The 13,717-nt window shown below is 54.9% G+C and carries 10 protein-coding genes; 2 read left to right on the plus strand and 8 right to left on the minus strand.

Annotated elements, in window-relative coordinates:
- The first annotated feature begins 294 nt into the window (after positions 1-294).
- A complete protein-coding gene (locus AC27VJ_RS21245) occupies positions 295-1,431 on the plus strand; it encodes an RHE_PE00001 family protein (protein WP_488685691.1) in 1,137 nt (378 codons plus the stop codon).
- A 37-nt stretch (positions 1,432-1,468) separates the two neighbouring features.
- Here the strand turns inward: AC27VJ_RS21245 and AC27VJ_RS21250 are convergent, their stop codons facing one another.
- Genes AC27VJ_RS21250 through AC27VJ_RS21260 form a run of 3 tightly spaced genes read right to left on the minus strand, consistent with a single transcriptional unit; the run spans position 1,469 to position 6,298 of the window.
- On the minus strand, positions 1,469-3,274 hold the full coding sequence (locus AC27VJ_RS21250) for a UvrD-helicase domain-containing protein (RefSeq protein WP_488685692.1): 1,806 nt from the start codon (positions 3,272-3,274) through the stop codon (positions 1,469-1,471).
- Complete coding sequence (locus AC27VJ_RS21255) at positions 3,274-5,589, minus strand: ATP-dependent nuclease (RefSeq protein WP_488685693.1); 2,316 nt, start codon at positions 5,587-5,589, stop codon at positions 3,274-3,276. Before AC27VJ_RS21255 ends, AC27VJ_RS21250 begins: the two co-directional genes overlap by 1 nt.
- Positions 5,510-6,298, minus strand: a complete 789-nt coding sequence (locus AC27VJ_RS21260; RefSeq protein WP_488685694.1) for an AbiJ-NTD4 domain-containing protein — start codon at positions 6,296-6,298, stop codon at positions 5,510-5,512. The genes AC27VJ_RS21255 and AC27VJ_RS21260 overlap by 80 nt, the downstream gene beginning before the upstream one ends.
- A 103-nt stretch (positions 6,299-6,401) precedes the next feature.
- Between AC27VJ_RS21260 and AC27VJ_RS21265 the strand changes: the two genes are divergently transcribed.
- Positions 6,402-7,826: a DUF6035 family protein gene (locus AC27VJ_RS21265; protein WP_488685695.1), complete on the plus strand. Its 1,425-nt coding sequence runs from the start codon at positions 6,402-6,404 to the stop codon at positions 7,824-7,826.
- Positions 7,827-7,895: 69 nt separating this feature from the next.
- Here the strand turns inward: AC27VJ_RS21265 and AC27VJ_RS21270 are convergent, their stop codons facing one another.
- From AC27VJ_RS21270 to AC27VJ_RS21290, 5 genes are all read right to left on the minus strand, one after another.
- Positions 7,896-9,500, minus strand: coding sequence for an NACHT domain-containing protein (locus AC27VJ_RS21270; protein WP_488685696.1), 1,605 nt, complete (start codon positions 9,498-9,500; stop codon positions 7,896-7,898).
- Between the two features lie 30 nt (positions 9,501-9,530).
- Complete coding sequence (locus AC27VJ_RS21275) at positions 9,531-10,274, minus strand: hypothetical protein (protein WP_488685697.1); 744 nt, start codon at positions 10,272-10,274, stop codon at positions 9,531-9,533.
- Between the two features lie 93 nt (positions 10,275-10,367).
- The gene (locus tag AC27VJ_RS21280) at positions 10,368-11,033 is read right to left on the minus strand and encodes a hypothetical protein (RefSeq protein ID WP_488685698.1); all 666 of its coding nucleotides are present in this window, start codon (positions 11,031-11,033) and stop codon (positions 10,368-10,370) included.
- A gap of 179 nt (positions 11,034-11,212) precedes the next feature.
- On the minus strand, positions 11,213-12,313 hold the full coding sequence (locus tag AC27VJ_RS21285; protein ID WP_488685699.1) for a hypothetical protein: 1,101 nt from the start codon (positions 12,311-12,313) through the stop codon (positions 11,213-11,215).
- Between the two features lie 42 nt (positions 12,314-12,355).
- Entirely contained in the window at positions 12,356-13,699 is a 1,344-nt protein-coding gene (locus AC27VJ_RS21290; protein ID WP_488685700.1) for an AlbA family DNA-binding domain-containing protein, read from the minus strand.
- Between the last annotated feature and the right edge of the window lie 18 nt (positions 13,700-13,717).

Consider the following 13,717-nt stretch of genomic DNA (forward strand, 5'->3'; position numbering starts at 1 on the left):
GGAACAAATATTCCAGCCGGAGTTTATGCGACAAAACTATCTATGCTAGTCTTGCTTTAACCAGTAGGCGTATTGCCCAAAAAACACTGGGGTAGAACCAGCCTGTCCCAGACGTTCACTCCAGCATATTCGACAAGGCCGCTACTTTGATTACAAATCGTCTTAGAGAAGATAAAAAACATCTCGTTAATTATCGGTAAGAGGTACTTATCGATGGTTAGAAGCTCAACTCTCAATCATACCATGTGAGGAACCACAATATTCAGATAGAGTTCGTATAAGAAATCATATATCATGATTTCAATGACTTACGATCTCACGAAAATCAGTATGACAGCCCTGATGCGGCCGGCTTTCGACGCCGGTCTTGCTCTCACGCGTCTGGATGAGCGTATCGCCCGTTCACCGGTTGGCGCGGGCTGGATCGAACGATCCCACTTTGCTGACGCATGCGCTTCGCTGTGGATAGACGGCGAACTCGTCCATCTCGAAGACCTCGTCCTTCACGACGCCACGAAGGATATTCGCACACCCACGCACGAGCTGACAATCGCTCGCGACGTGCTGCGCACTCGCCGGCGTATCTCTGGCCAATCCCCAGATTGGGCGCTCTCTGCCGATGGCATCCGCTCGCTGCGGAAAACCTCGGAGATCGGGTCGGGCGGCGGGGACGAGGCAACGACGGCGGGAATCATTCGGGCGGCGGTCGCGATCGATGCGGAAGGGGAGGGGGATGGCGACAACGTTGAAGATCTGCCCGGCGTCGACTATGCCGCCATCGATGCGGTACTTGCCCGATCGGAGGCGGCGATCGAAAACGCAACGCGGCCCGGCCGCGCCATCGCGGAAGACAGAGACGCACTGGTCTATGATCTCGACTGGGACGAGGATGCCCGGCTCGAGGAGTGGCGCGGCATGCTGCGGCAGGCCCAAGGACAGTCGGCGGTGCTGCAGGCCATCGTTGCCCTCGATGCCTGGAACGAACTCTCCGTCCTTCAGCACGCGCCCTGGCTTGGCCGGTTGCTGGCCGCTTCGATCCTGCGCCAGGCGTGCATCACGTCAGGTGCCCATCTCGCGGCCATCAACCTTGGCCTCAAAACCATCCCGGTCGATCGGCGCCGGCATCGCGATCGCGAGACCCGGCTGCTGGCCATCGCCCACGGATTTTTGGCGGCCGCCGAGATCGGAATGAAAGAGCATGACCGGCTGACTCTGGCGAAGACGATGATGGACCGAAAACTTGAAAGACGGCGAACCTCCTCGAAATTGCCAGAGCTGGTCGAGCTGGTGATGGCAAAACCATTGGTGTCGGCCGGGATGGTGGCCAAAACGCTCGACGTCACGCCGCAGGCGGCGCGGCGGATTGTTTTGGAGCTGGGGTTGAGGGAGATGACGGGGAGGGGAAGGTTTCGGGCATGGGGGGTGTTGTGATGGAGGCGCGACCTTGTTCATGCCAGACTACCTTTGGCTAGCCGGGACCATCTATAAGATCATAAGCAAAGCCGTGCTCAGCAAGCACCTGAGTGGTTTCATAAGGCACGCCAATCCCGCTGATCCGGCCGGCTTCAGCGATAAGGTGCAGGTTTTTTCGGGGGCGAGAGGCAACAACATAGAGCAGTTTGCTGGCGCTCTCTGCCGCGTTCGGTTCTGAGAAGTGCGGAACCATTCCCTCAAGCAAAGCGAAGGCAATCACTGTATCGAACTCTGCTCCCTTCACGCCGTGAATCGTCGAAACCGTTATGCCAGCTCGGGTGGCGAATACACGTCTGAACATGGCAACGCTCGATACGCCTTGAACGCCGGCATTCTCCAGTCGTTGGATTTGAACCCGGGACCGTTCGAAAAAGGCGACGTGGTGCTCCTGGAGTGGTGGGAAAAGATCGATCTCAATGTCGAGTACGAACAGCAGTTCCGCGAAGAACAACTCTAGATACTCCAGCCCATCTTCCACAGCGATCTCGATGCTATTGCAATGGCGCAGCAGATCACGCGGCGAGATCTTTGAAACGTCGACACCCGCGGATCTGAGGTGATCCAAAATCTCCTTGGCCCATCGTGTGCGTCGGACGAAGAGCTGAGGATCTGGACGGGTCAGGGCGAGACGTGAAATCTTGAACCAGATGTTGTCTTGGTCACGAGAGAATGGGGCCATGCCGGGGCCATCGAAGCTATACTCTGGAAGCGCTGCAACTAGGCGCCTCGTGACGGCAGCGAGCTGGATCCACTGCGGTCCAACCACACAGATTTCGTGAGGGGGAATGCCAAGCGTCTCGATATTGTAGCGGATGAGCCGGACGATTTCGTCGTCCAGCTCCTGCTGATTGATTTCCTGATTGAACGAGACCACGCTCGGATATTCTTTGTCAGGACCGACCGCTTCGATGACCGCTGGGACGACGCAATAATTGGAAAAGTAGTCGACGATCCTGTCCGAGGAGCGGTAGTTGCTTAAAAGGCTTTTGTCGGCAAGTGCAATGCCTGCCAGAGCGGCGAAGTCCAAGCGGCTCATGGCGAAGCCGCCTAGCGATCCGTAGATGGCCTGATTTGGATCGCCAACGATGAACGTCTCTGTATTCCCAGCCGACGCGCTGAGTATCGCAGCGACGATCGCGTACTGGATTTCCTTTGTATCCTGATACTCGTCTATCAGGATGTATCTGAACAGCTTGCCGAGCAGGATGGGAATAGAGGGTTGGGCGACGATGAGCTCATAAGCGCACCTTAAAATCATCTCAAAATCAATCAGCCGGTTCTCTTCCAAGTGGTGCCAGTATCCGTTCAACACGGAAAGCGCAGCCAGGCGCCTGTTCGGGTTCGCATTTTCCAGCTGACACCCGGCTGTCGAGTAATAATATCTGCAATCGAGTGCTCGAACTTGATACGGTGACTGATGGCATAGTTGGTCCAAAATTGCTTCGGTTTCATGCTGGTCCACCACGCGAAATCCGTTTTGCAGTTTTTCGTGATAGACGGAGTAAGGCCGTAAGATCCAGTCAAGACAAAACGAGTGGATTGTGCCGATCCAGAGCTGGTCCGTTGCCACGCCTAATCGCTCGATCCGCTCGGAGATTTCCTCGGCCGCGCGGTGCGTGTAGGTGATGGCAATCACCCAATGACGGTTGCTTTCGAGCTTGGATAACTCCAAAGCGATTTTATAAGTCAGTGCTCTGGTCTTGCCGCTTCCGGGGCAGGCGGCAAGGTACACGCTTCCGTCGTGCTCAATGGCGTCGACCTGCTCTTCATTGAGGTCGCCGTCTTCCCAGACAAACACCATCAAGCGTACCCCAGAACGTCGATGATGACGTCTCCTGCCATTGCGCCGATGATCGCTTCTCGAAGCGGTTCGATCTCCAAATCGCCGATACGGAATGCCTCGACTTGGGCACGCAACGCCAGGACCTGCGCCTCGGAAACAACGGCCGGATCCGTGTGGAATTTCAACCGGTGATCAATCATGTTCGCTAGCACTCGCCGGCTCAGTGGTTTGTGTGCGGTAAAAATCGCTTCAACCAGGTAGCTTGGGATTCGCGTTGTCCCTGTCACCAATTTAGCAACCTGTATTGCCAGCCAGCCCTTCTTGGCATAGCTCGCCATTGCGAGGATTCGCTTTCCGTAGATTGCAACATCGCCGGACCGCAGCTCCTCGGTCGCAGCAACAATGGTTGCGGCGTCGCTGTAGACGGAGTTGAGCACCGAAACTGTGAGCTCGACGTTCCCGGCTGCAACGAAATCGACTTCGAACGTGCGCGGCGCGTAGTGGACCGAAATCCAGTCGTTTCCATCCTTGAAGGCCGTCAGACGAGTACGTCGTGCGACTCCAGCTGCCTGCGAGCCAAGCGCCTTCGCTTTGGCACTCTTCAAAGCATCAGGATCGTCCAGATGCGGGTCAGTGTTGAAGAAGGTGGCGTCCAGATCCGTCACGATTGCGCAACGTCGACGAATACGATCATCGTGAAACAAAACTGCGACGTTCTCGAAGCCAGTGCTGCGGATGTTGATCAGACTTATGCCCAGTTCGTCGAGGCTCACACCCAGCACCTCTTTCACCAGTACCGGCACGAGGATTTCTTCGGCGTCGCCCTCTACCAGGATCACGCTTTTCGCGAACAGTAGATTGCTGCGGACGGCGTCAAGATAGCGCTGAATGCTGCGGATTTTTGGTGCTTCCAGGCCAGCACTCGGCTGGAACGCTTCGCAGCGCGAACCGCTCCGGCCCAAGATGTTGACATTCTCAATGTTGCTAACTTCGGAAATTTGGGTTGAATGCGTGGAGTATATCACCTGGGTGTCGGGGTAATTCAATCGGTCGAAAAGTGTCTTCTGAATATGGGTGTGAATGTGGGCCTCGGGTTCTTCAATGACTAGGAAGTTAGCGCAGGCCTGCTTTGCTTTCTGATACTTGAACTCGAGAAGCTTGAGGGTGAGAAATATGAGGTTGGCGCCGCCGAGACTCAGCTCGTTGATGGCTCCCTCGTATTCATCATCGGTCTCGCCAACAAACAATTTTAGAGATTGGAAAAGCCGATCCGCTTCACCCGGGACGGCCGATCGCACTGCGAGGCTCGCTGGCGAGTAAGTTTCGCCGGCAGCATCCCGGATCGTTTGGCGGATGTCGGCCCGGATTTCTCCGACGTCGGGAATTGCTTCGATTTCACTGTTCAGTTGGTTCACCCGATCAGTGATCGGCGCAAGCACCGCTGGATCCAGATCCCCGCTTTTGCTGCGGAGGAGCGTCAAAAGGGGATTTGTTCTCTGGCCTTGGAACTCACTGACTACGTCACGAAGGGCTTGGATGAAGGTGAAGCAAACCTCCTTGCTGACCGACATTATGCCTGGAACTCTTCCTCCGAGGGTCGCGGGATGAAGCTCTGCCGGAAACTGCACGGTCTCGAAATTTCCGACGAGTTCCTGGTACACGGCTGGATCAGAAAAGTCCGCGGTGCTTTTGCCGGTGAAGACGGTCTCGTAGTCGTCCAATGTGACCGCATGCAAGATCGCAGCCAAACCCGCATGATCGTCTTGATCGAGTTGCGCCAAACGCGTCCGGATCGCGGCATTCGGTCGGAAAATTAGATTGTAGGTACCCCGAGCAATCGCTTCTTCTTCGATAACTCCGGTCCCATGCAGGAAAAGTGCTTGTACGGCTTCGTCCTGAGACACCTCCCCAAATTCTATGCTGATGACGATCCAATGACCGCGCCAGTTGCCGATCCCGCGATGAAAATCGCTTTCCTCCATGCGATAGGCCCAGCGAAGGAAATCGTCGTCCAGCATGAGACGCATCGCGCGGAACGGATTGGTCTTGCCCGATCCGTTTTCACCGATGACGGTGTTTATGCCTTTGTTAAAATGAAAACTTGCGCGCTCGAAATTTCGATAGTTAACGAGCTGAACGCGAGAGATATGCATCGGGAACCCTTTGTGAATCGCCATAAGGCGTACGAATTGATGGACCGTGAAGAGCCGTTGCTTCCAATTTTCGTGGCCGCGACCTTCGAAGGGTAGCGTGCTATAGCGACCGGTTGAGGAGAAAGACGGCGATGCTGCACGCAACGCTGACAACGAGCTCAGCCTCGGCAGCACTTGCATCGCGCCCTTCCTGTACATGTCGACCATTTTGCGAAGCATATCCCCAGAGCTTGTGTAACGCCTCGCCCAACGGGGCCGTGAGGGCGAGGCCATTGATGAGCTGACCCAGGTTCATGTTTGGGGCGTTGGACAGGTCCCGAGCGACACATTCGAGCGCCGCCATAGAGTGCTGGATTGCGCCGGTGCGATCGGGTTCGGGTCGGCGTGAAATATCCTTTAAGGCTTCGCGGATCTCCCCTGCTGCCGTATATCTCCCACTCTTTGCAAAGGTGGCGACGGCCTCCTCGGTGGCAACCTTGAACGTTTGGCCGCCTCGAAAGACAATACCGTCCGGATGCTTCAGCTCCCACCCGATGCCTTTCTCACGAAATACGCGGTTTAGTTCGCTTCCAAATCGAGTTTGCTGATCAGGTCGGCGATCGAGAGACCGCCAGATGGCTTCGGCGACGTCATAAACTTTATACCAATCGCAGTGCTGGAGGAGCCCAATAACCTCGTCCCAAATGTTCGGATATTCACTCCAATTCCTGGAATCCGGTACCTCCAAGAGGACGTTGCAAACGATGGACCGAATTTCGCTGGGCCTGAGGTCGCATTTTTCCGCGATGCTGGCGACCTGAAAACGGAGAAAGTCGGGCGCATCTTCCCGAATGGAAATGTCCGGCTCGGCCCCGCTGTAGCCGTGCCTATCTGAAAAGGATCGTTCCATTTCCCCTCCGCAACAACGCAATTCGACCAGTGGATTTGCTCATTTTGCGTTCGAAAATGCAACCGAATCTCCATAGTCTCGCAGAGATTCGAAGTTGAAGGTCATGGCAGTGCAAGGAAACGTTACGTTCGATCCTCTCGCTTTCGCCGAGCCTGTGAAGGATCCCGAAATCAGCGAGATCATCGATCTCGAAACTGGCGCTTTCGTCGATGTTGTCTCGTTCATCTCAGGGCGCCGATATGACCGCCTCATTTCCGAGAGGGTGTCGATTAGCGAAAGTCTCGCCAACGCGCCGAGGTATGGGTGCGCTCTGTGTGCGACTCCGGTCTATCTCGTAGCTTCACGAGAGAAACGCTTTTTTTTCCGGCACAGTCGCGAGGATGGGTCCTGTCCGTCCGTTACCAGATCCCTATTGAGCCGGGATGATATCAAAGCTCTGAAATATCGAGGCCAGCGGGAGAGCCTTGCCCATCGAGTGGTGAAGGAGCTGATCGTGCGAAGTCTATCCGCGGACCCATCCAACGAAAAGATCCTGGTTGAAAAGCATTGGCGCTCCATACGAGATCCAGCAAGCCGACGGCAACCTGATGTCCAAGCCATCACCGTGCACGGGCGCGTTGCGTTCGAGGCACAACTTTCAACAACCTTTCTGGACGTCGTCGCTGGTCGGCGAACCTTCTACCGCGACGAAGGCGCACTGCTTGTTTGGATAATGGCCGAATTCGACCCTGATTACCGCCGGCTGACGACGGATGATTTGTTGTTTCCCAACAACTCGAACATCCTTGTGGTCGATGAGGAAACTACGGCTCTCTCTGAAAACACCGGGACCTTTTATCTTCGGGCGCATTTTCGCGTCCCGGAAATTGTTTCAGGCGCCATACAAGACCGATGGAAGTCAGAAGTCATAGCCTTTCGGGACCTCACCGCCAATCTCGACACACAGACGGCATGGGCCTTTGACTACTCAGGCCAGTCGGAACAGCTGCTAAAGCAGGAGAAGGAAAGCGCTGAGAGGCGCGACGACGACTTGCGCCAACGGTTTTGTTCCTTTTGGATCGGGAGGAACCACCACATGCCTGGCGGCGTGTCGACCGAGGAAGCTTGGCGCAGTTTGATTGGAGAATTGTCGGCCCGGGGCGTAACGCTACCGGCCAACGAGAGATATGATCGAGCAGTAACCAGTCTCATGAACGGAATTCTAAGCGCTCGCGAGAAAGAGCCGGTTGGCTGGGACTTCAAGCACCTCGTCGAGCTGGCACACCGAATATGTGACGGCTATCCCGAGCATGCGTTGGCGATCGGTTTCGCGCTTCGCATATACGGGTGCGAAGAATTGTTGGTATCTCAAGACAAGAGCAAGAAGTGGGAGAAGCGCGCCCGCTTATTGAAGGAGGCAATCCGCGCCGGTGATCAGCGCTATCTGCCTGATCAGGATACACTGCCATTTCTGAAATTTATGTTTCCCGAGGTTGGTGAAAAGATCGAGCGATTCCTTGCCTCGCGGCTCGCCCAGTCGAACTTTTGAGGTCGATGTCGGTGCTATCGCAACGACGGAAAACCTACGCCAGAGGACAGAGATCATGCTCTGATGGGGTCAGTTTCTCATCGGTCGAAACGTGTTCGAAGCACCCGCCAGAAGTTCGTCAGCCCTGCCGTGCACTTGTGCGCTGAACCTGTGCAAAGTTTTGGGGGGCAATAAGTGAAGAAATTCTCTTATTTCGGCGGAGAGCCCTCGGATGGAGCCGAGTTTCAAGGTGTAGATTTTTGTGTCTTTGCTTGGTGCGGCGTCGTAACCGCTAACATACAGGGTTTTCTGGCAGGCATCCCGGGCGAAGCGCTTCATCTCACGCACATCCACTGAGACTGCCCCTCTTTCAATCGAAACGCATGTCGAAAGAAAGATCATGTGCGCGGCCGGCCCATCGACAGAGTAAATCGACGAACCACCCGCCAGCATCTCCCTGAGCTTGAAGATCCCGACTTTGTTCAAAATGAAAGCAATGAGACGTTCCAATAAAGGCTCGCATTTTGATCGGCCAAGGTAGTCGGCGGACAGCGCGTAAGCTACGCCCACTCGGTTTACGGGAGTCGCCCTCGAGAAAGTGTTGAATATGAAGCTTTCGATCTCCTGGTGAGCTCTCCCGTTCTTCATAAGGTACTGGTAATAGACGTACAGGCGGCCAGGCGTTGTATTGCCCTCCGCCAGTGTCTTCTCTTCCTGCTTGATCGCCGGGTCCCGCGCAGTTATCATGAGGACCTCTTGGCTGATCGTGCCTTTGGCGTGTTCAAGCCCGGAGCGCATGTTCGAAACTGCCTCTGCTGGGCCTTCCGCAATGAACGACAGGATCTCGCTATTCATGTAGCGGAAGAAGGTAGTGTACATTTCGATGCTGAATTTTTCTCGACAGAAGAATTCTGCGACCAGGAACTCGACGTAGCTCTTGTGGGGGAAATAGTAGATCCGCGGCCCTTTCGTCCCAAGTACGGTGGGCTCGCCAACGTGCTCCACCACAGATCCGACGATGATCTCTCTGAGTGCTGCGTCGCTGCTGCGCGAATTTCGTATTGATTGCGGGACGAAATCAGCCGGCACTTCATTAGCTCTAAATCGGTTTTCCTTTTTCTCGGTTAGAAGCCACCACGCCAACCTCTGCATGAATATTGTACGGGGGTCGCTGTATCCGATGGATGAATCGCCCAGCTGATCGACAGTTAGCTTGCGGCTCGCCTTCGAATGCTCACGATGGACAAAACGGTAGATGAATTGAAAATAGAGATCATATCGGCTGAATTTGCCCTCCGGCGCCGCGGCACTGCTCATGATTGTCGTGAACATATTCAGCTGGACGGGCCTCGACAGAATGTCGAGCTCGTCTTCGAGCGCGCGGTCTTTGAATTGCCTTAGCCGGCTGATGTTTGGATCAGCGGCTTTCCGTTCGAGAAAGTTGTCGAGGTAAGTGGCCACTTGGTCCCTGCGCAACAGGTCAACCTCCACTTTTCGAAGGCGGCGCAAATCGCCCAGCACATTCGTTAAGATCGCGTCGATGACAGCATTCTCTTCCTCCGCCGAGAAGAAGGAGTCGGGTCTGCCAAGGATAATTGTTTTGGAATTGCCTTCGAATAGAAGCGCCATATCCTCGAATATGAACTTGAAATCGTCGAGCGTCATGGCGTGACGCATCTCGTCGAAGCCGTCCAAGATCAGAAGGAAATATCCCTCACGGTTCATCTAAAGGAAGAGATTGTAGGAAAAGTTTTGGACGGCGGCGCCCCCATCGGCGCCGGTCAACGCTGAGCATATGACACCTTTGAGGTCCTGTTTGGTGAACAGGTCCCCAAGCGTCAGTCGGATTGGTATCCTATCGAATTCCCCCGATCGGTGCCGTTCGGTCATCAATTTACAGAAATACAGGCTAAAACTGGTCTTCCCGACGCCGTATCCACCGTAAGTCAGCAGGATATTCTCGTCTGATGCGAGCCAATCGAGAGCTGCTTGCTCCAAGCTCTTGTTTTGCCCTCTTACGTTGGTGTGGATGAAGTTCTTCGAGGAATCGTGATTGTGATAAGCGGCAATGTTGTCCTGAAGAACATAGCTAAAATTCATCAGCGTCGTGACAAACCGCTCAAATGAGACGTACGTCACATCACGCAATGCTGAGGTCGACCTTGATGGCTGTTGTGAAAGCTCCTTGTCCCCGATGATCAACAAATTATCGATTTCACTGCTGTCGAGTGACGGCCTGTAGAGATTATAAATTTCCGCGATGTCAGAAGAGGCGAGACCTTTCTTCCAGTCTTTGCACTCAACGGCGATTTTCTTCGGAAAAAGCTGACTGCTTTCATCAATGAAGAAGACGTCTGCAGTGGTAACTGCGAGACCTTTTTCGAGCTCCACGTCAGCGTGGATGCATTTTAAGAGGCCAGCTACTTTATCTCGGAGAGAGGAGCCTGCGGGTTTCAGCTTTGGCGCCATTTCGAACAATCCATATCGTTTGATGAGTGGCTGACAGAGCCGGTTGTCGGCTCGTTCTTTACGCAGAATTCAAGGCCAGAGTTCGCTTCACAATTAACTCGTCTTCACGGGACCGAACATTCCACTCTCAACCATCGCGAGATAAATTTTCTTCATTGCCAGTGCTGTATCTTGGCTGACGAAGAGCGATGATCTGCTTCCATATGGAGCGCCGAGAAGATAAGGCCGCATCGTTTCCCAGTTCTCCGCCCGGGATGACCATCGCCAAACCGGGATTTCCTGCTCAAGCATAAGCGGGACAGCAAGCGATTTCGGCACCAGCTTCCCCGGCTCGAGCATTGCATCCCATTCACAGCGAACAAGAACCGCTTGGGTACCGGTATTGTAGAAGGGAACGTCAAGAATCTCAGCGGTGATCTTTGCACGGGGATGGTGCGGGAGACTGTCAGCGGATGCGACAACTTTCTCGCCGTTTACATATGGGCAAGTTAAAAAGCCGTGCGCGAAATAGACCGTATGATCAAGCCCCTGATAGCCACAACGATCACTGGGATAAGTCTCAGGATTGTGCTCATCGTGACGCGATACCAATGGATGCCATGTCGGATAGCCTTCAACAACTGGTCCACACTCATCGATGATATCCAGTAGCGCACGCTCGCTCCGCAAGCGTTCAGCGGGAGTGAAATTTCTCGACACTAGATAGCTTTTCGCTCGTTCGAAACCATTGACGGCGGCTTCATCAGCTCTGAACGCCATTCTCTGCACTCCTCAACTGGTTAATGCATAGAATATAGTTAAAGCGCATGAAATGTCAATTTTATGCGCAGAAATTTGATTCCGTTTGGAGATTCTGCTCACGACACGCGAGGACCGAGCCGAACCAAGGTTCGCCCATCGATCAATCACCTCGGATAAAATGGCCTTCCTATGCGAGTTCATGCGAATGTTGAGGCACTAGTTGCTCGTTCCGAAGACCGAACCCCATGAGTGACCGAAATATTCGGAAGTAGTAGTGTCGGGTTGACTTCATACGTGCAGCGCCCGTCTTGAACTCGAAAGTTCGAGGCCGCCAAGCCCACCCAGAACAGCGCCATGTCCCTGTCCGCAGTGCAAAGCATAAGATGTTCGTGCGGAAAAAAACCGAAGAGAGCTGCAAGGATCTCCAGCGCCCTAATGTCGGCGAGTGCGTTGTAGACATCCGCCAAAGCGTACTCCTGGCCAAACTTAAGCAGGCCTTTAGCGGGATTGCTCTTTTGCGGTGAAATAACCGCACTCAGTGCAGCCAAGACGACGAGGGAAGTGGACGGAAGACCGTGACGCGCTGCCGCATCAACAACGCGATCCGAAACGACGTCGCGGCGTTGGCGGCTCACGGGCGACTTGAGGTGTTGATTTATCTCAAGAAGGAATGTCTGCTTTCGCTGCGCTCCCTCGCGAGTGTCTTCTATAAGCCCCAGTACGCCCCGGAGACCTTGGTCATCTCCGGCAACTATCTCGCAGTTCGGCAAGGCCGACCGCAGCTTCGTGCGTGCTTCAGCCAAGTGCCGGCGGAGTTGATCGGGCGTTGGATTGCTTCCCTGGTCCCCCTCAAGCACAAAAAGTAAGGGGTTGATTCGAACGGGATTGGCTGCGAAGAGGTCGATGAAGTCCGGTTCGGATCCGTCTCTCGTAATCCCATCCTTCAATCTTGAGGCGAGCTGGGCGACCACGCGGCGGTCGGGTAACACGACTGTATCTGCGATATGTGCTAAAGCCGAAGGCAGCCATCCGCCCTGCACAAGTCCGATGGCTTTCGATGTAAAGCGGCTCTCCAGGATCGTGCTGAAAGTCGCAATCTTTCCGTGGTGGATATCAAGACCCTGGGTCGAATGGACCCGACCGCGGCCTCTCAGCGGGATGTCCAAACGCTGGTGGAGCTTTGCGCCCCGCAGAGCGTTAAAATCGAGCGGCGCAAACTTTACGTCAGTGATCGATATCTCCCGGCCCTGCGACCCATCGCTGCCGGTCTCTCGAACGGTCAAAACATTACCCGCCACCTCTACACCTCACTTTAGAACGTCCCCGGATGCTCCACTTGGTTAGCTTTCATCGAGCCAGGCTACCGGGTTGATGGAAGTGGCGTCCATTCCGCCGGCGTTCATCAAGTCGCCACTAATTTCGTTCAACAACACCGAAATATCCTGGGAGTCGCCCAAAGTGTAAATCGGGAACACCGTTCGGGAGGCCAAGCGGCCAAACACTGCCCCGCCATTGAATCCATCGAACCGGCCAATACCGACTTCGCCCATCGTGTGGATGTCAACGCTCACGTCGGCGGGTGCTGCAGGGTAACTGCTCTTGCGCCTCAAGCGGTCGAATAGTCCAACGGCGAAACCCGCGGCGGTTATAACGAGATCCGCAGTGCATGTGCAGGATGACGTCGGACGGACCTGAACGAAGGATACTGTGACTAGGCCGTCGCGCATGACCGTCACGGTCTTGTCGAACCCTCCCTCTTGGCGCGACGTCACCCCGCCGAGGATTTTGCGCCCCGAACCTTCGACATAGGTGTAGGTCTCAATCCAATGCGTAGGTCGCCGCTCTGAGCCCTGTATAATACCAATGGCACCGGGATCGGGAACGAGGCCATTGAAGCTTTCGAGCCTTGGGAGACCGATTCCAAAGTGTGGAACGATTGTGACCTGCAGGCCTAAAGCCGCCTGACCGGTCTGCTTCAGCCATACCGGAACGCCGCTGTCATTTGGGCCGCCGAGAAAATTCGCAGGCTTCAGATGAACGAGGTGGTCTGCGAAGTGCTTCTGGAATCGGCTCCGTTCCTCAACCTGCCGTGCGGCAGCCTCGTCCAGCGATCTTGCGCGTCTGAGCACCATGTCGTGAAGCTCCGGCATTGAAAGAGTATCGCATCGATCTTCTCTGCGAATGGTCGGTTTTCTGCTTTTCTTCACCCAATGAGGACCAAGCGATGAGGGCGAGGTTTCGATAAGCACGACCCCCGAGCCATCATTCTCGGTCACCAGGGAGCGTACGGCAAGGTAGGGGAGCCTGGGCTCGATGCAATCGTTGAACGCATCGCGCAGGCGCCTCTCGAGGTGGAAGACATTCGGGAGTACGTTCAGCCTCGAAGCTCTCGGCGGCGCTGCCTCGGTCTCCTCCATTCCGAGAACGAGCGTCCCACCGTCAGCATTGGCAAAGGCGACAATCTCTTCGGCAAGTGCATCGCGTCCAAAGTTCGAAATGCTCCCGAAGCCCTGCCACCCGCGAGGAACGGAAAGCGACGGATCCTTCGCTCTCTGGGCCTTCTGCTCCTCCGGGCTCACCGGGATATCCAGTTTGAATTCGATGCTGAGGCTCTCGCTCACGCCGTCCACAATGAGCTGACGGACATCTTCGATCGTGATGAACTCGATTGCTTTCCCGCGCATGGACCTGCCGTTCCTAAA

This window comes from Agrobacterium sp. 20P9.1.2 (genome assembly GCF_057799395.1).